Source organism: Rhodococcus erythropolis R138 (assembly GCF_000696675.2).
GTDB lineage: Bacteria > Actinomycetota > Actinomycetes > Mycobacteriales > Mycobacteriaceae > Rhodococcus_F > Rhodococcus_F erythropolis.
Window position 1 is genome coordinate 3028977 of sequence record NZ_CP007255.1, and the last position, 15625, is coordinate 3044601.

A 15625-nucleotide genomic window follows, 5' to 3' on the forward strand; every position below is an offset into this window, starting at 1 on the left:
TACAGGTTTACGACCTCACACGGTGTCAGAGTCAAGCCTGACGCTTCAGCACTTTCTCGATCGCAGCGCGAGTGGGTGACGACACCGACGCGCCGCGGACCGTCGTCGCCAGACTTCCCGCCGTGGCAGCGAACTGCAGGGCGCGGTCCTGGCCCTGTACCCACTCCACGGCGAAGGCGCCGGTGAAAGCATCGCCTGCGCCAGTTGTATCCACGGGTGTCACGGCCGGGGAGTCGGCGTGGATTGTCTCCTCGCCCGACCGGAGATCCGCGCCGCCGGCCCCGAGCGTCGTGACGAGGTATCGGACGCGACCGGTGACCGCGGCCAACTGCTCCGACTCGGTCTGGTTGACGATCAAGATGTCGACTGCATCGATCAGTGGATCCGGAAGTTCTTGCACAGGAGACGGATTGAGGATGACCGTCGTCCCGTTAGCATGTGCGTGCCCGGCTGCTGCTGTGACTGTCTCGACCGGGATTTCGAGTTGGCACAATAGAACGTCGGCGTGTGCGATCGCGTCGAGGTCTGCTTCTGACAACGAGGTGACCGAGGAATTGGCGCCCGGGACTACGATGATGTTGTTCTCCGCGTCCTCGCTCACGGTGATGGCGGCAACGCCACTCGGGCCGTCGACACTACGAAGCAACGCGGTGTCGACCCCGGCGTCTTGCAGGGTCTCGCGCAATTGGGTACCGAAACCGTCGTCGCCGACCGCGCCGACGAACGACACGTCCCCACCGGCCTTCGCGGCGGCGATGGCCTGGTTACTGCCCTTGCCTCCCGCCGCGGTGGCAAAGGCAGTGCCGAGCAGCGTTTCTCCCGGAGCGGGGAATCTGGCCACCGACGTGGTCAGATCAATGTTGATACTGCCGACGACGACGATTCGAGGCGTGCTCATACCTCGAGGTTATCGGCCTTCATTCTCTTTCGACGAACCTTGCGGATGATCCGACGTGCTTCCTCGTCGGTGGCGACGGAGGGCGGAGAGCCGTCCAGTGGCTTCCGTGCGGTCTCGGGGATCATCAGGACTGCGATACCACCGATCACCGCGGCGATCATCATGTACATCGGTGCGACCAGATTGCTGCCCGTTGCACTTTCGAGAGCTGTCAGCACCAGGGGAGTGGTTCCACCGAAGATCGACACCGCGAGGTTGTATCCGATTGCCAAGCCGCCGTACCTGATTCCGGTCGGAAAGAGCGCGGGAAGCACGGACGGGAACACCCCGACGAACAGCAGGAGCAAGCCGCCGAGAATTGCGAGTCCCAGGAAGACCGTCACGTAGTTGCCGATGCCGATCAGAAGGTAGGCAGGCAGGGACAGGACGAAGAATCCGATGAAACCGCTGAGCAGCAAGGGTTTACGCCCGACGCGGTCCGAGAACTTTCCGACGTAGCTGATTCCCATCATCATCACGATCATGACGATGATCATCAGAACGAGTCCGTGGGATTCGTCGTAACCCAACGTGTTGGTCAGATACGTCGGCATGTAGCTGAGCAGGCCGTAGTGAGCGATGTTGTACGTGGCCACCAGGACGATGCACAGAACAAGCGGACGCCAGTTGTCGACGAGAGTTTCGCGTAGTTTCTTGCCTGTGGATTCATCTGCGAGGGAGCGCTCTTCGGCCTGCTCCATCATCTGGAATGCGGGAGTTTCCTCCAAACGCAGACGGAGGTACAGGCCGATGAGACCCAGCGGTCCGGCAATGAGGAAGGGGATGCGCCAGCCCCACTGGAGGAGGTCCTCGGCGCTGACGACGGTCTGGATGATCGTCACGATGCCCGCTGCCGCCACATATCCTGCCAGAGTCCCGAATTCGAGGAAGCTGGCGAAGAAACCGCGCCGCTTGTCCGGCGCGTATTCGGCAACGAACGTACTGGCCCCGCCGTATTCGCCGCCCGTGGAAAAGCCCTGCAACAGGCGTAGGAGTACCAGCAGGATCGGGGCGGCGATACCGATGGATTCGTAGCTCGGGATGAGGCCGATGGCGAAGGTACTGCCGGCCATCAGAATGATGGTGGTGGCCAGGACCTTCTTGCGTCCGATGCGGTCACCGAGTGGACCGAAGAACAATCCGCCGAGAGGGCGGACGATGAAGGCAGCCGCAAAAATTGCAAACGTCGAGAGGAGTTGAGCACTGCCGCTCGCGTCCGGGAAGAACACTTTTCCGATAGTGGTAGCTAGATATGCGTAAACGCCGAAATCGAACCACTCCATGGCATTTCCGAGCATCGTTGCCTTGACAGCGCGCTTGACGGACGCATTGTCGGTGACGCAGACATCGGGTGATTCGGCCACTTCGAGAGCGCTGATCGAGTTCTCTGGTGTAGTCATGACATGCGCTCCCCAGCGCAATCATCGAACCGAGCGGGGCACGTACCTGATGCACGCATCTTTTCGTTGCCCACTCGCCGATGAGCCGGTCGGGAAATCGAGCGTCCGCGTGCCCTGTGGCTCGTTGCGACCCCCGTCGCACGGCTCTGGCCCGCGGCAGTGTCCGGAGCCCACAGGGCTCCGGACTACCGGCAAGTAAGACGCTTACGCTATCAAAGTTGGGCGCGGGAGCCGATTTTCGGGCTAGAAGGCGCGGGCGTACTGCGACGGGATATGTGGTCCGACCTCGGCGTTCAGTTCCCGTGCCGCCCGGCGCGCCCAGTACGGATCACGCAACAGTTCGCGGCCGAGGAGCACCGCCACTGCGCTTCCGTCCTCGACGATCTTCTCGGCCTGTTCGGGTTCGGTGATGAGGCCGACGGCGGCGGCCGGTAACAGGCTCTCGTTCTGCAGGCGACGGGCGAACGGAACCTGGTATCCCGGTTCCACCGGAATCTGTGCCGCCGGTGAATTGCCGCCGGTGGAGACGTCGACGAGATCGACCCCGTAATCGGAGAGGATGTTGGCCAGGGCAACGGTCTGATCCGCGGTCCAGCTGTCGACCTTGAGCCCACGCTCTTCCGTCAGCCAATCGGTCGCCGAGACCCGGACGAAGAGCGGTAGCTCGGCCGGCCACACCTCGCGGACTGCTGTCAGGATTTCGAGGAGCAATCGAATGCGGTTCTCGAAGCTGCCTCCGTAGCGGTCCGTTCGCTTGTTGCTCTCGGGGGAGAGGAACTGATGGATCAGGTATCCGTGGGCCGCGTGAATTTCCACGACCTTGAATTCGGCCTTCAATGCGCGGGTAGCCGCCGCTGCGAAGTCCGCGACGACCTTCTCGATGCCCTCCGTGGTGAGCTCGACCGGATCGGCAAGGTGACCGAACGGAACCGCGCTCGGGGCAACCGTCTGCCACGAGAGTCGGTCGTCGGCGGGCAGGCTCTTGCCGCCGCGCCACGGAACCTGCGTCGACGCTTTTCGTCCGGCGTGCGCCAACTGGATTCCGGGCACTGCGCCGAAGTACGCGAGTTGCGCATTGATCTCGGCGAAGGCTTGCGCCTGCGTGTCGTTCCAGATCCCCAGATCAGCTGCCGATATCCGGCCTTCGGGACTGACGGCCGTCGCCTCGGTGAGAATCAGGCCGGTGCCGCCGATTGCACGGCTCACCAGATGCGTGCGATGCCACTCGTTGGGCACTCCGACCTGGTCGCCGATGACGTCGGCCGAGTACTGGCACATCGGTGCCATCCAGACGCGGTTCGGGATGGTGACGCCACGCAGGGTCAAAGGCTCGAACAACACACTCACGGATGGCTCCTGACTCGAAGAAGAAGGTCGGTGGGTGCAACAGCGCCGCGCATCGGAATTGTTCCCCAGCGGTCCGCCGAAATGTTCGCAGGCGGTCCGCCGAAATGTTCGCAGGCGGTCCGCCGGAATGGTCCCGGGTGGTCACAGCCTCGTTCCGCCGAGCAGGCCGCGGAGGTGGGTGGTTAATGTGTATTCATGACCGCTGTGACTTCCAACGCAGAAACCGTCGACTCGAACGCGTCCGACACCAAGTCCGTCGTGCACGACGCCGCACGCCGAGCCCGTAAGGCTTCGCGTGTCCTGGCTTTGCTGACCACGGCGCAGAAGGATGCTGCGCTCCACGCCGCAGCCGACGCGGTACTCGCGGCAAGCGATCGGATTCTCGCGGCCAACACTCTCGATATCGACACCGCGAAGGCGGGCGGCACCGAGGAATCGCTGCTCGACCGTCTTCGTCTGACCGCTGACCGGATCGAGGGCATCGCGTCAGGTCTGCGCCAGGTTGCCGGACTACCTGATCCGATCGGCGAAGTTCTTCGCGGCTCCACTCTGCCGAACGGTTTGGAACTACGGCAGCAGCGCGTTCCGCTCGGTGTCGTCGGCATGGTGTACGAGGCTCGTCCCAACGTGACCGTCGATGCCTTCGGGCTCACCCTCAAATCGGGAAATGCTGCGCTGCTTCGTGGTTCGTCCTCGGCAGTCAAGTCCAACGAAGCGTTGGTAGCGGCCCTGCGTGCGTCGCTGGTTGCTCAGGGACTGCCCGAGGACTCCGTTCAACTTCTGCCAAGTGCGGATCGCTCCACGGTCACTCATTTGATTCAGGCCCGTGGCCTCGTCGACGTCGTCATCCCACGAGGCGGCGCCGGCCTGATCAGCGCCGTAGTTCGCGATGCCACCGTTCCCACCATCGAGACCGGTGTCGGTAACTGCCACGTCTACGTTCACTCGGCCGCCGATCTGCTCATGGCCGAGAAGATTCTTCTCAACTCCAAGACCCGTCGGCCCAGCGTGTGCAACACCGCGGAGACTGTGTTGGTCGACGCCGCCATCGCCGAGACGGCCGTGCCGAAGTTGCTTCAAGCGCTTCAGATGCACGACGTCGTCGTGCACGGCGATCTGCCTGGACTCGTCCCGGCCACCGAGGACGACTGGTCGAAGGAGTACCTCACGCTCGACGTCGCGCTCAAGGTCGTCGAGAACCTGGACGCTGCGGTCGAGCACATCGACCAGTACGGGACCGGCCACACCGAAGCCATCGTGACTTCCGATCTCTCGGCTGCCCGTGAGTTCACCGCTCGCGTCGACGCCGCGGCAGTGATGGTCAATGCGTCGACTGCCTTCACCGACGGTGAGCAGTTCGGATTCGGCGCCGAGATCGGCATCTCCACCCAGAAACTGCACGCGCGTGGCCCCATGGGGCTACCGGAACTGACGTCCACCAAGTGGATCGTCTGGGGCGACGGGCACACCCGACCCGCCTGAAAAGTTCACCAGACTTGCCCCACCCTTTTTAGGAGTTAACCGTGGACCGAGCTCTTCCCGATACAACACCGTTCTTCTCGAGCGTCGACGACGTGATCGAGCGTTTGGCCGAGACGGGTTACCTGTCCGACAAGGGCACTGCAACGGCAGTGTTCCTTGCCGACCGACTGGGCAAGCCCCTGCTCATCGAGGGACCGGCCGGTGTCGGAAAGACGGAACTCGCCCGCGCAGTCGCCCAGACCACGGGCGCAGAACTGGTGCGTCTGCAGTGCTACGAGGGCGTCGACGAGGCTCGTGCGCTGTACGAGTGGAATCACGCGAAGCAGATTCTTCGGATTCAGTCGGGCGGGGCGAGCGGAGCGAGGGGTGATGTCGCGGTCGACCACAGCTGGGACTCGACGAAGGCGGATGTCTTCTCGGAGGAGTTCCTGCTCGCACGTCCACTGCTCAAGGCCATTCGCCGCGAGGACCCGACGGTGCTGTTGATCGACGAGACGGACAAGGCAGACGTCGAGATTGAAGGTCTGCTCCTCGAAGTGCTCAGCGACTTCGCGGTCACGATCCCCGAGCTCGGAACGATCACCGCCACCCGCAAGCCGTTCACGGTGCTGACGTCCAACGCCACGCGCGAACTCTCGGAGGCTCTGAAGCGTCGTTGCCTCTTCCTGCATCTCGATTTCCCGGACGCCGACCTCGAGCGTCGCATCCTCGCAAGCCGGGTGCCGGAGCTTCCTGAAGCGATTGCCGAGCAGCTGGTCAACACCATTCGTGTTCTTCGCGGAATGCAGCTCAAGAAGGTTCCGTCGGTGTCCGAAACCATCGACTGGGGACGCACCCTTCTCGCTCTGGGCATGGACACGCTCGACGACGACGCCGTACGCGCCACGCTCGGCGTGATCCTCAAGCACCAGTCGGACCAGGTGCGCGCCGCCGCTGAACTTCGGCTGAACTGAGGTCTGACATGGCTCCCGCAGGATCGACGTCGCCGCTCTCGCCCGGCGGCCTGGCAGCGCCGCACGGGATTCCCGGTCACCTCGTCGATTTTGTCGAGGCTCTGCGACGACGCGGAATCATGGTCGGCCCGTCCGAGACCGTCGACGCCGGTCAGGTCATGTCGGTTCTCGACCTGCTCGATCGTGAAGCGCTTCGTGAAGGGCTGGCATGCTCGCTCCTGCGCCGACCTACCCACCGGGCGACGTTCGACGCCGTCTTCGACCTGTGGTTCCCCAAGGCGATCGGTGACCGTGCGGTAGGCGACGTCGACGTCACACTGCCGCGCAAGCCAGACGGCTCGATCGACCTACAGGCATTGCGTGAGCTGATCGCCGAACTGCTGACAGACGGCAGCGACGAGGCGATGGAGATGACCGAACTCCTGACCGCCGCGATGGTCGAGGAACTCGGGCAGTACCAGTCGAGTAACGGCCCGTCGTTCTCCGCCTATCAGGCGCTGCGCGACGTCGCCCCGGAGACGTTGCTCAACAAGATCCTGCAAGGTCTACTCGGCAACCAGGAAGGCGCGGGGTCCGAGGGCAAGGACAATTCCGACTATCAGTCCGAGGTCGCCAAGCGCACGGCAGCGCAGCGCATCGCGGACTTCCGCAAGATGGTCGAGAAGGAAACGCGTCGACGCACCGCCGAGAATTTGGGTAAGGAACGCGTCGCCACGTACGGCGTTCCGAAACTCGCCGAGGAAGTCGACTTCCTGCGGGCCTCCGACGCCGAACTCACCACACTGAAGAAGAACGTCGCACCACTCGCTCGTCTGTTGGCCAGCCGTCTCGCGGTGCGTCGTAGCCGCTCCCGCTCGGGTTCGATCGACCTGCGTCGCACGTTGCGCAAGTCCATGTCGACGGGCGGAGTGCCGATCGATCTGGTGCAGCGCAAGCCGAAGCGAGCGCGGCCGGAACTTGTGGTGATGTGTGACGTGTCGGGTTCGGTAGCGGGGTTCAGCCATTTCACCCTGCTCCTCGTCAACGCGTTGCGCGAGCAGTTCTCACGAGTGAGGGTGTTCGCGTTCATCGACACGACCGACGAGGTCACGCGGTTCTTCGACTCGAACGCAGACCTCGGGTCCGCGATGTCACGGATGGTGCGTGAAGCCGAACTGATCACCTACGACGGCCACTCCGACTACGGGCACGCCTTCGGGGTCTTCCAGGAGAAGTTCGCGCAGTCGATCACCAGTCGCACGTCGCTGCTGGTACTCGGCGACGGTCGCAACAACTACCGCGATCCCAACCTCCAGTCGCTGTCGCAGATGGTTGCGGTTGCCAAGCACGCACACTGGCTCAACCCTGAGCCGAAGGGGCAATGGGGAACGGGTGACTCCGCGGCGAAGGTGTACAACGAGGTCATCAGCATGCACGAGTGCCGCTCGGCCCAGCAGCTTGCCGACGTCGTGTCCCGTCTGCTGCCGGTCTGACCCGTAAGCTCGACACTCGTGCAGAAGGGACTATCGGTGGAACGTGCTCGACGCCTCGGAGTGATGGGTGGCACCTTCGACCCCATTCACCATGGCCACCTCGTTGCGGCCAGTGAGGTCGCCGACCGGTTCGGACTCGACGAAGTGATCTTCGTCCCCACCGGGCGGCCCTGGCAGAAGCAGGGGAAGGGCGTCAGTCCTGCCGAGGACCGGTACCTCATGACGGTCATCGCCACCGCCTCCAACCCGCGGTTTTCCGTCTCTCGGGTCGACGTCGACCGTGAAAAAGTGACGTACACCGTGGACACACTGCGAGACCTCCGGGCCTACCATCCCGACGCCGAACTCTTCTTCATCACCGGTGCCGATGCGCTGGCCAGCATCCTTTCCTGGCAAGATTGGGAAGAGTTGTTCGCATTGGCGAAGTTCGTCGGGGTATCGCGACCGGGTTTCGATCTCAATGCAGAGCACCTGGCCGGTCACCTCGACACCATGCCCGCCGACGCGGTCACGTTGATAGAGATTCCGGCACTTGCCATTTCGTCGACCGAATGTCGTCGTCGGGCAAGTGAAGACCGCCCTGTCTGGTACCTGGTGCCGGATGGAGTGGTGCAGTACATCTCGAAGCGGAACCTGTATCGACCTGTCGACGCGGAGCGCCGCGACGGAGCTACAACGATGTCGGAGCCCGCACCGGGGAAGTCGGAAGCCGTCCCGGGCGCCGAATCGAGCTAGCCGAGAACAACAAGTACTTTCTGAAGACGAAACTGGAGAACATCGAGTGAGTGCAAACACCGAAGCCATCGACATGGCACGCATCGCGGCCTTGGCAGCCGACGAGAAGCTGGCCACCGAAGTGGTGGTGCTCGATGTGTCCGAACAGTTGGTCATCACGGACTGCTTCGTGATCGCATCTGCGACCAACGAGCGTCAGGTCAACTCGATTGTCGAGAACATCGAAGACCGCCTCCGCGAAGCGGGACACAAGCCGGTCCGCCGTGAAGGCACCCGCGAGGGCCGCTGGGCACTGCTCGACTACGCCGACATCGTCGTCCACGTCCAGCATGACGAGGAGCGCAACTTCTACGCTCTCGATCGTCTGTGGAAGGACTGCCCGACGGTCGAGGTCGAAGGCCTCGGACAGAACCGTCCCGGCCCCGCCGATGCCAACACGGTGTTCGAGACCGACACGGTTTCCGAGCCGGACGCGCAGGATCCCTCGCTGTGACTTCGTCGGCGCCCAGTGCGGCGTCGAACCCTGTCCGCCGGCTCATCCTGCTGCGTCACGGACAGACCGAATACAACGCCGACTCTCGGATGCAGGGGCAACTCGACACCGACCTGTCGGAGTTGGGACGCACGCAGGCCAAGAGTGCAGGTCCGGTGATCGCCGATCGCAGACCGTTGACGATCGTGTCCTCGGATCTGCGGCGCGCGTATTTCACGGCAGTCGCTGTCGGTGACGCCGCCGGACTTCCGGTCCTCACCGACACGCGTCTGCGTGAGACACACCTGGGTGAATGGCAAGGCCTGACTCATCATGACGTCGACGAGCGCACTCCCGGTGTGCGATCTGCCTGGCGAGCGGATGCCACGTTGGCGCCGCCCGGCGGCGAAAGCCGAATCGACGTCGCGAATCGTAGCCTCCCCGTAGTTCACGAATTGCTCGACACGCACCCGGACTGGGCCGAGCGGCCCGTAGTTCTGGTGGCGCACGGAGGCTTGATCGCGGCACTGACAGCGGCATTGCTCGACCTACCCGTCGATCGCTGGGCCGTCCTCGGCGGATTGGGAAACACCAGTTGGGTGCAACTCAGCGGACACGGCGACGTCAAGTCGATCGAGTGGCGACTCGACGTATGGAATGCTTCTGCGAGTGTCGCAAATGACGTCCTCTGAAAGTGCCGACGGGCAGCGCCCCGTCCTCCTCGTGCTCGCGGATTCGCTGTCGTATTTCGGCCCCAAGGGCGGCCTCGCGGCAGATCATCCACGCATCTGGCCCAACATCGTGGCCGACGAACTCGGCTGGGACGTCGAGTTGGTCGCCCGTATCGGCTGGACGTGCCGCGACGCGTGGTGGGCACTGACTCAGGATCCTCGTGTATGGGCGGCGGTGCCGCGGGCCGGCGCCGTCGTGTTCGCAGTCGGCGGTATGGACTCGCTACCGTCCCCATTGCCTACCGCGCTCCGCGAGACCATCCGCTACGTTCGACCACCCGCGCTTCGACGCGTGGTGCGCGAGGGTTATCAGTGGCTGCAGCCGCGGCTTGCACCTCTGGGCCGCCCGGTCGCACTTCCGCCCAAGCTGAGCGTCGAGTATTTGGAAAGCTCGCGAAATGCGTTGGAGTACATGCGGCCGGAACTGCCGATGATCGCGACCCTGCCGTCGGTGCACCGCAGCGATGCCTACGCGAGCGTGCACGCCGGACGACCTGCCGCGGTGTCCGCGATCACCGAGTGGGCTACGGAGAAAGACGTTCCCGTAGTCGATCTCGCGGATGCAGTGCGTGACAACGTCTTTTCCGAGAACGGCAACCCCGACGGTATTCACTGGGGTTGGGACGGTCATGTCGGTGTAGCCCGCGCGATGATCGCTGCGATTCGCGGGGTGGAGTCGAAGAAAGTGGTTTCGCCGCAACTGGTATCACCGCCGAGCGAAGTCGGTTAGCAGAATGCCGGTCGTCGTCGTCACGGATTCCTCCGCCTGCATCCCGCAGGAGTCGGCCGACGCATGTGGGATTCAGGTGGTTCCGCTCCATGTGCTCCGTGACGGCTGCGACTTGCGTGAGGGTGTCGACGCAATGCCGAGCGACCTGTCAGGAGTGACAACGGCCGGAGCGTCGCCCGCCGAGTTGTCCGAAGCGTATGCACGCGCCCTGGACATGAGCGACGGTGACGGCGTTCTCGCCGTGCACATTTCACGGCAACTCTCGGGAACGTGGGAAGCCGGACGAGTCGCAGCCCAGGAGTTCGGAGGAGCCGTCCGGATCGTCGATTCGCAGTCGGCCGGAATGGGTTTGGGCTATCCCGCTCTCGAAGCTGCGCGCTTGGCCGAGAAGGGCGCGTCACTCGAAGAGGCGTACGGCCGGGCGGTCGACGTAGCGAGCCGTGGGCGCTGCTACATCGTCGTCGACAAACTTGATCAATTGCGTCGGGGCGGACGAATCGGAACCGCAGCCGCGTTGTTGGGTACTGCGTTGGCGATGAAGCCGATCCTGCATCTGGTGGACGGCAAGCTCGTGCTCGGTGAAAAAACACGTACGACTACCAAAGCGCTTGCACGCTTGGTGGATTCGGCAGTCGAGCGCGCCGGTCTCGGCCGCGTGGCGATAGCCGTGCATCACATGCGAGCGCGAGAGCGTGCCGACGCGATAGCGGAACAGTTGGCCGAGCGCATTCCCGATGTGGCGGAATCCGTGGTCACCGACTTCAGTGCGGTTATCGGAGCGCACGTCGGTGTCGGCGCGATCGGTGTTGTCGTGTGTCCGCTGCCGGAGATCGACACGAGCGCCTGATCGTTTCTCCACAATCCGCGAGTTCTCCACAGGCTGAAATTGTTCGTCTTCGGCGGCGTGGTCTCTCGTTAGCGTCCTGTCATGAGGATCAGCGAGGAGCGCGAGCGGGCGCGTGATCGCCTCGCGGCGATGGACGGGAACTACCGGCAGCGACAGGCCGTCGACGACTTCGAGGATTCAGCGTCTTTCGAGAGGTCCCCGCAGCCATTCGAGAGGTCCCCCGAGTGGCTTCAGGACTTCGACGAAGACGAATACGAGGCTCAACCCGACGCGTCACGGTTCGATCGGCTGCCCGAGCGCTGGCGCGGTACACGTTGGCGCCCGAGCCGATCGGCGACCTGGGTGTTGGCGATCGTTGCAGCCCTGGCCACGGCAATCGGCTTGTTCACCGTGTGGTGGGATTCTCCGAGTTTGCAGGCGGTCCCACCGTTGCCCTCGCCCCAGAATGTCACGGAGCAGAATGTCACGGCGCAGAATGTCACGGCCGACGATGGTGAATCAGCCAGTCCCGTACCGACCGGCGTCGTAGCGGAGCAGCCGCCTGAGGCTTTGGTGGTCAGTGTCGTCGGACTCGTGCGCACGCCTGGGCTTGTCAACCTTCATTCGGGCTCGCGCATCGCCGACGCGCTCGCTGCGGCAGGTGGAGTGCTCGAGGGCGCCGAGACGGTGGGCCTGAACCTGGCTCAGAAGCTTGCCGATGGTGATCAGATCGTGGTGGGGGCCGCCGATCAGTCCGGTGGTGTTTCAGCGAGTTCGAGTACCACTGCGGGAGGGACCAGCCCCGCCGATGCAGGGGAGTCCGGCGGGGCTGGGTTGGTGAACCTCAATACCGCTACCGAGTCCGAACTGGACGACCTTCCCGGGGTAGGGCCGGTAACGGCTGCGGCGATCATCTCCTGGCGAACTTCCAACGGAAAATTCACGGACATAGAACAATTGGGGGAAGTCGACGGGATCGGCCCGGCAAGGTTGGCCAAACTGCGAGTGCTGGTGTCGGTGTGAACGAACCGGAAGCCTCGCCGGTCCTCGACGCTCGACTGCTACCGTCGGCCGTCGCAGTGTGGGGGAGCAGTGCGGTGGGGATCCTGTTCGGCGCGGTCGCCGCGTGGGTACTGGCGGTGGCATGCGCTATTCCAGCGGCAATCCTCACTTACGCGGTTGTGCGCCGGACATCAGCGGTGTGGGTACGAATCATGTTGGTTGCATTGCTGTTCGGTGCCGGATGCAGTGTCGTCAGCGGGTGGCGGGCGTCCGAGGTCGAGGGGCACCCACTGACCCGGGCTGCCCTCGAGGGAGCGTGGGTGAGTGTCGAAGTGGAACCCGCGGAGGATCCGCACGCGGTCTCCGGCGCGGCGGGTCAAGGTCAGGTTTTCTTCAGGGCAACCGTCAATTCGGTGACTACCCAGAATCGCAGGTACTCCGGAGGCGGCCTGGTCACGATCCGGGCGCCCAGTTCGTCGTGGCTCGAAGTTGTTCCAGGGCAGAGCCTCACGGTTCGCGGCCGGGCGAGTCAGCCATGGCGTAGCGATTCCACACTCGCGGTGATCACGTCCGAAGGCCCTCCCGTCGCAGTTGGAGAAGTGCCCTGGTATCAGCGATGGGCGAGTGTGGTGCGTACTCGTTTCGCCGCTGCGTGCTCGGCTGCGCTCCCGCCGGATCAGGCAGGTCTGCTGCCTGGCCTCGTCGTCGGAGACACATCGGCGTTGTCGCCGGTGGTGAAGGACAACTTCACCGTTGCCGGGCTTTCCCATCTCACCGCGGTGTCCGGCGCCAATATCAGCATTCTGCTCGGGGCGGTTCTGCTGCTGGTCAGAGCCGCGGCGCTCAGTCCGCGCGTCGGCGCTGCTTTGGCGCTGGTAGCCCTCGTTGCGTTTGTTGTCGTCGCGAGGCCGTCGCCGAGTGTTCTGCGCGCCTCGGTGATGGGCCTGATCGGCCTGCTCAGTCTGGTGACCGGTCGACGCAAACAGGCACTGCCTGCTCTTGCCGCAGCCGTCATCGTTCTGGTTGTCGTGATGCCCGAACTTGCCGTCGACTGGGGGTTTGCGCTGTCGACCACGGCCACGGGCGCGTTGGTGATCATTGCTCCGGTGTGGGTGGACGTGCTTCGTCGAAGAGGTTGGCCCCGTTGGTTTTCGGAGATGACAGCTGTCTCGAGTGCTGCGTTTGTCGTGTCTGCGCCACTGGTGGGCGCCATGGCGGGAACCTTCAGTGTGGTTACGATTGCCGCGAACATGGCCGTGGCGCCTGTGATCGGAATCATCACGGTGTTCGGTGCGGTGATTGCCTTGTGTGCGCTGATCTGTCCACCGATCGCGGTGTTCATCACGCCACTGGTCCGGCCGCCGATGGGGTGGCTGCTGTACGTGTCCGAGCGGGCGGCGGCGCTTCCCGGAGCGTCGGTGGTGGTGCCGTCAGGGCTCATCGGTGCTCTGATCGTCGTGGGCGTCTTACTGGCCGCGGCCCTGACGCTGTGGAATCGGATCTCGAGATGGGTGGTCGGCGTCCTCGTTCTGGGAGTTGTTCTAGCCCTCGTCTTTCAGCACGTGTTCGGCGGTGGTCGTATTGCTCCGGGGTGGGTACTGGTGATGTGCGACGTCGGTCAAGGGGACGGTCTTGTGCTCTCGACTGGAGACGGCAGGGTGATCGTCATCGATGTCGGTCCTGATCCCACGTCGATGGATCGTTGCCTGAACATGTTGGACGTCAACGACATCGCGTTGCTGATGATCAGTCATTTTCACGCCGATCACATCGGTGGATTGGAAGCAGTTCTGGGTGGGCGTTCGGTCGCTGCGATCGGAGTCGGGTCGATGTTGTTGCCGGAGTCAGGTTTTCGGGCGGTAAAGGATGCCGCCGAGTCGCACGGCGTTCCGGTTGTCTCGTTGCGGGCAGGTATGGAGTTGACGTTGGGATCGGTGAACATGGAGGTTCTCGGACCGTTGCTTCCGACTCCCCGCGATACGGGGGACGGCGCGGACGCCGCCAACGATCAGTCGCTGGTGGTGATGGCGCACACGGGCGCGGGTCGCATTCTGTTGACGGGCGACGCCGAAGTTGCGGGGGAGGAGGCCATCCTCCGATCGGGAACGGACGTGAAGGCCGATGTGTTGAAGCTGCCCCATCACGGTTCTCGGACCACGTCGTCGGCTTTTCTGGAAGCGGTGCGTCCGAGGTTGACGATGATCAGCGTCGGCGACGGCAACAGTTTCGGGCACCCGAATGGGGAGGTTCTCGACGAACTGGATTCGTTGGGCGGGGCGGTGGTTCGGACCGACGCCGACGGCACCGTCGCTGTGTACGGCGGGGGCGGCGGGTCTGTGTCGATCGTGTCGGTTCCTCGTGGGACCATCTTCGGGTGAGTAATCCGTCTGGAGTCGATCCGCTGCATCTTGTTCTCGGGGACGACGAATTCCTGATCGACCGCACGGTATCGCAGCTCATCAGAGCCGTCCGCGGTGACCGCGGCCAGGGTATTTCGGATCTCCCGGTGACCAAGATGCGTGCCGGAGACACCAATGCTCCCGAGTTGGCCGAGTTGCTCAGCCCCTCTCTTTTTGCCGAAGACCGTGTGATCGTCCTGGAATGGGCCGCAGAAGCAGGCAAAGATGCCGTAGCTCTTGTTCTCGAGGCGGCGCGTGAGCCGGCAGAAGGCGTCGTTCTGATCGTCGTGCACTCGGGCGGCGGTCGCGCGAAGGCGTTGGCGCCGGCTCTCGAGAAGCTCGGCGCGACGGTTCACAACTGCGGAAAACTGAACAAGAGTCAGCTTGTCGACTTCGTCCGGGGTGAGTTTCGGACCGCCGACGTCAGGGTTGCGCCCGATGCGATCGCCGCGATGATCGAAAGCGTCGGCTCCAACCTTCGCGAACTTGCGTCGGCCTGCTCGCAATTGGCGGCAGATACCGGCGGCAAGATCGACGTGGATGCAGTCCACAAGTACTACTCGGGCAAGGCCGAGGTTTCCGGATTCGATGTGGCCGACAAAGTTATCGTCGGCGATACCCGGGGTGCGCTCGAGGCTCTGCGATGGGCTGACCAGATCGGAACTGCGCACGTTCTGCTCGCTGACGCCCTCGCCGATGCAGTCCACACCATCGCGAAGGTCGGCCCGTTTGCACGGGGCGGTGACCCGTTCCGGTTGGCGTCGGATCTCGGGATGCCGCCGTGGAAGGTCACGAAGGCGATCAAGGAAGTCGGCGGTTGGGATCCCACGTCGATCGGCGCTGCGATGCAGATCGTCGCCGCTCTCAATGCCGACGTGAAGGGCGCCGCAGTCGACTCGTCCTTCGCTCTGGAGATGGCAGTGCGGAAAGTGTGCGCGTTGCGGAAGAACTGAGGACAACATGGCCGATCGCGCGGCCGGCCAGAAGTAGTCCGACGACAGTGGCGGCCGTGGCCTCGGCCACCCGGTAGTCGAGGCGTTTCACGCAGGCTTGCTCCAACTGGGTGTGCGGAATGGCCTGAGGCCGTGTCGTTGGTTCACCAGTCCTGATGTCGGTCACTCGTAGGGAGTCGTTCGGCG

The 15625-nt window shown here is 63.7% G+C and carries 14 protein-coding genes; 11 read left to right on the forward strand and 3 right to left on the reverse strand.

The annotated features are described in order from the left end of the window. Nucleotides 1-31 precede the first annotated feature (31 nt). The 3 genes from H351_RS14120 to H351_RS14130 form a co-directional block, all read right to left on the reverse strand. Complete coding sequence (locus H351_RS14120; protein WP_029255665.1) at nucleotides 32-898, reverse strand: ribokinase; 867 nt, start codon at nucleotides 896-898, stop codon at nucleotides 32-34. After that, nucleotides 895-2337: an MFS transporter gene (locus tag H351_RS14125; protein ID WP_029255664.1), complete on the reverse strand. Its 1443-nt coding sequence runs from the start codon at nucleotides 2335-2337 to the stop codon at nucleotides 895-897. The genes H351_RS14120 and H351_RS14125 overlap by 4 nt, the downstream gene beginning before the upstream one ends. A 243-nt stretch (nucleotides 2338-2580) precedes the next feature. Continuing rightward, the gene (locus H351_RS14130) at nucleotides 2581-3684 is read right to left on the reverse strand and encodes an NADH:flavin oxidoreductase/NADH oxidase (protein ID WP_029255663.1); all 1104 of its coding nucleotides are present in this window, start codon (nucleotides 3682-3684) and stop codon (nucleotides 2581-2583) included. Between the two features lie 195 nt (nucleotides 3685-3879). On the opposite strand from H351_RS14130, the gene H351_RS14135 reads away from it, so the two are divergent. The 11 genes from H351_RS14135 (at nucleotide 3880) to holA (ending at nucleotide 15439) form a co-directional block, all read left to right on the forward strand. Then, complete coding sequence (locus H351_RS14135) at nucleotides 3880-5166, forward strand: glutamate-5-semialdehyde dehydrogenase (protein ID WP_029255662.1); 1287 nt, start codon at nucleotides 3880-3882, stop codon at nucleotides 5164-5166. A gap of 41 nt (nucleotides 5167-5207) precedes the next feature. Beyond that, nucleotides 5208-6119: an AAA family ATPase gene (locus H351_RS14140; protein WP_019749056.1), complete on the forward strand. Its 912-nt coding sequence runs from the start codon at nucleotides 5208-5210 to the stop codon at nucleotides 6117-6119. A gap of 8 nt (nucleotides 6120-6127) precedes the next feature. Then, complete coding sequence (locus tag H351_RS14145; protein ID WP_020908216.1) at nucleotides 6128-7591, forward strand: vWA domain-containing protein; 1464 nt, start codon at nucleotides 6128-6130, stop codon at nucleotides 7589-7591. An 18-nt stretch (nucleotides 7592-7609) separates the two neighbouring features. Continuing rightward, nucleotides 7610-8326, forward strand: a complete 717-nt coding sequence (gene nadD / locus H351_RS14150) for a nicotinate-nucleotide adenylyltransferase (RefSeq protein ID WP_003944462.1) — start codon at nucleotides 7610-7612, stop codon at nucleotides 8324-8326. Between the two features lie 46 nt (nucleotides 8327-8372). Beyond that, nucleotides 8373-8819 carry a ribosome silencing factor gene (rsfS, locus tag H351_RS14155; RefSeq protein ID WP_003944502.1) on the forward strand — a complete coding sequence of 149 codons (447 nt, stop codon included), beginning with the start codon at nucleotides 8373-8375 and terminating at the stop codon, nucleotides 8817-8819. Beyond that, complete coding sequence (locus H351_RS14160; RefSeq protein WP_019749053.1) at nucleotides 8816-9490, forward strand: histidine phosphatase family protein; 675 nt, start codon at nucleotides 8816-8818, stop codon at nucleotides 9488-9490. Before rsfS ends, H351_RS14160 begins: the two co-directional genes overlap by 4 nt. Beyond that, on the forward strand, nucleotides 9477-10259 hold the full coding sequence (gene octT / locus H351_RS14165; protein ID WP_019749052.1) for a diglucosylglycerate octanoyltransferase: 783 nt from the start codon (nucleotides 9477-9479) through the stop codon (nucleotides 10257-10259). Before H351_RS14160 ends, octT begins: the two co-directional genes overlap by 14 nt. 4 nt (nucleotides 10260-10263) lie before the next feature. After that, on the forward strand, nucleotides 10264-11106 hold the full coding sequence (locus tag H351_RS14170; protein ID WP_020908214.1) for a DegV family protein: 843 nt from the start codon (nucleotides 10264-10266) through the stop codon (nucleotides 11104-11106). Between the two features lie 81 nt (nucleotides 11107-11187). Continuing rightward, nucleotides 11188-12108: a ComEA family DNA-binding protein gene (locus H351_RS14175; RefSeq protein ID WP_029255661.1), complete on the forward strand. Its 921-nt coding sequence runs from the start codon at nucleotides 11188-11190 to the stop codon at nucleotides 12106-12108. Beyond that, nucleotides 12105-14465 carry a ComEC/Rec2 family competence protein gene (locus H351_RS14180; RefSeq protein WP_029255660.1) on the forward strand — a complete coding sequence of 787 codons (2361 nt, stop codon included), beginning with the start codon at nucleotides 12105-12107 and terminating at the stop codon, nucleotides 14463-14465. The genes H351_RS14175 and H351_RS14180 overlap by 4 nt, the downstream gene beginning before the upstream one ends. Continuing rightward, nucleotides 14462-15439 carry a DNA polymerase III subunit delta gene (gene holA / locus H351_RS14185; RefSeq protein WP_029255659.1) on the forward strand — a complete coding sequence of 326 codons (978 nt, stop codon included), beginning with the start codon at nucleotides 14462-14464 and terminating at the stop codon, nucleotides 15437-15439. Before H351_RS14180 ends, holA begins: the two co-directional genes overlap by 4 nt. Nucleotides 15440-15625: the final 186 nt, after the last annotated feature.

Coding starts and splice junctions, on each gene's coding strand:
- octT (WP_019749052.1), top strand. CDS start 9,477: ATGACGTCCTCTGAAAGTGCCGACGGGCAGCGCCCCGTCCTCCTCGTG.
- H351_RS14175 (WP_029255661.1), top strand. CDS start 11,188: ATGAGGATCAGCGAGGAGCGCGAGCGGGCGCGTGATCGCCTCGCGGCG.
- H351_RS14170 (WP_020908214.1), top strand. CDS start 10,264: ATGCCGGTCGTCGTCGTCACGGATTCCTCCGCCTGCATCCCGCAGGAG.
- H351_RS14125 (WP_029255664.1), bottom strand. CDS start 2,337: ATGACTACACCAGAGAACTCGATCAGCGCTCTCGAAGTGGCCGAATCA.
- H351_RS14135 (WP_029255662.1), top strand. CDS start 3,880: ATGACCGCTGTGACTTCCAACGCAGAAACCGTCGACTCGAACGCGTCC.
- H351_RS14145 (WP_020908216.1), top strand. CDS start 6,128: ATGGCTCCCGCAGGATCGACGTCGCCGCTCTCGCCCGGCGGCCTGGCA.
- H351_RS14120 (WP_029255665.1), bottom strand. CDS start 898: ATGAGCACGCCTCGAATCGTCGTCGTCGGCAGTATCAACATTGATCTG.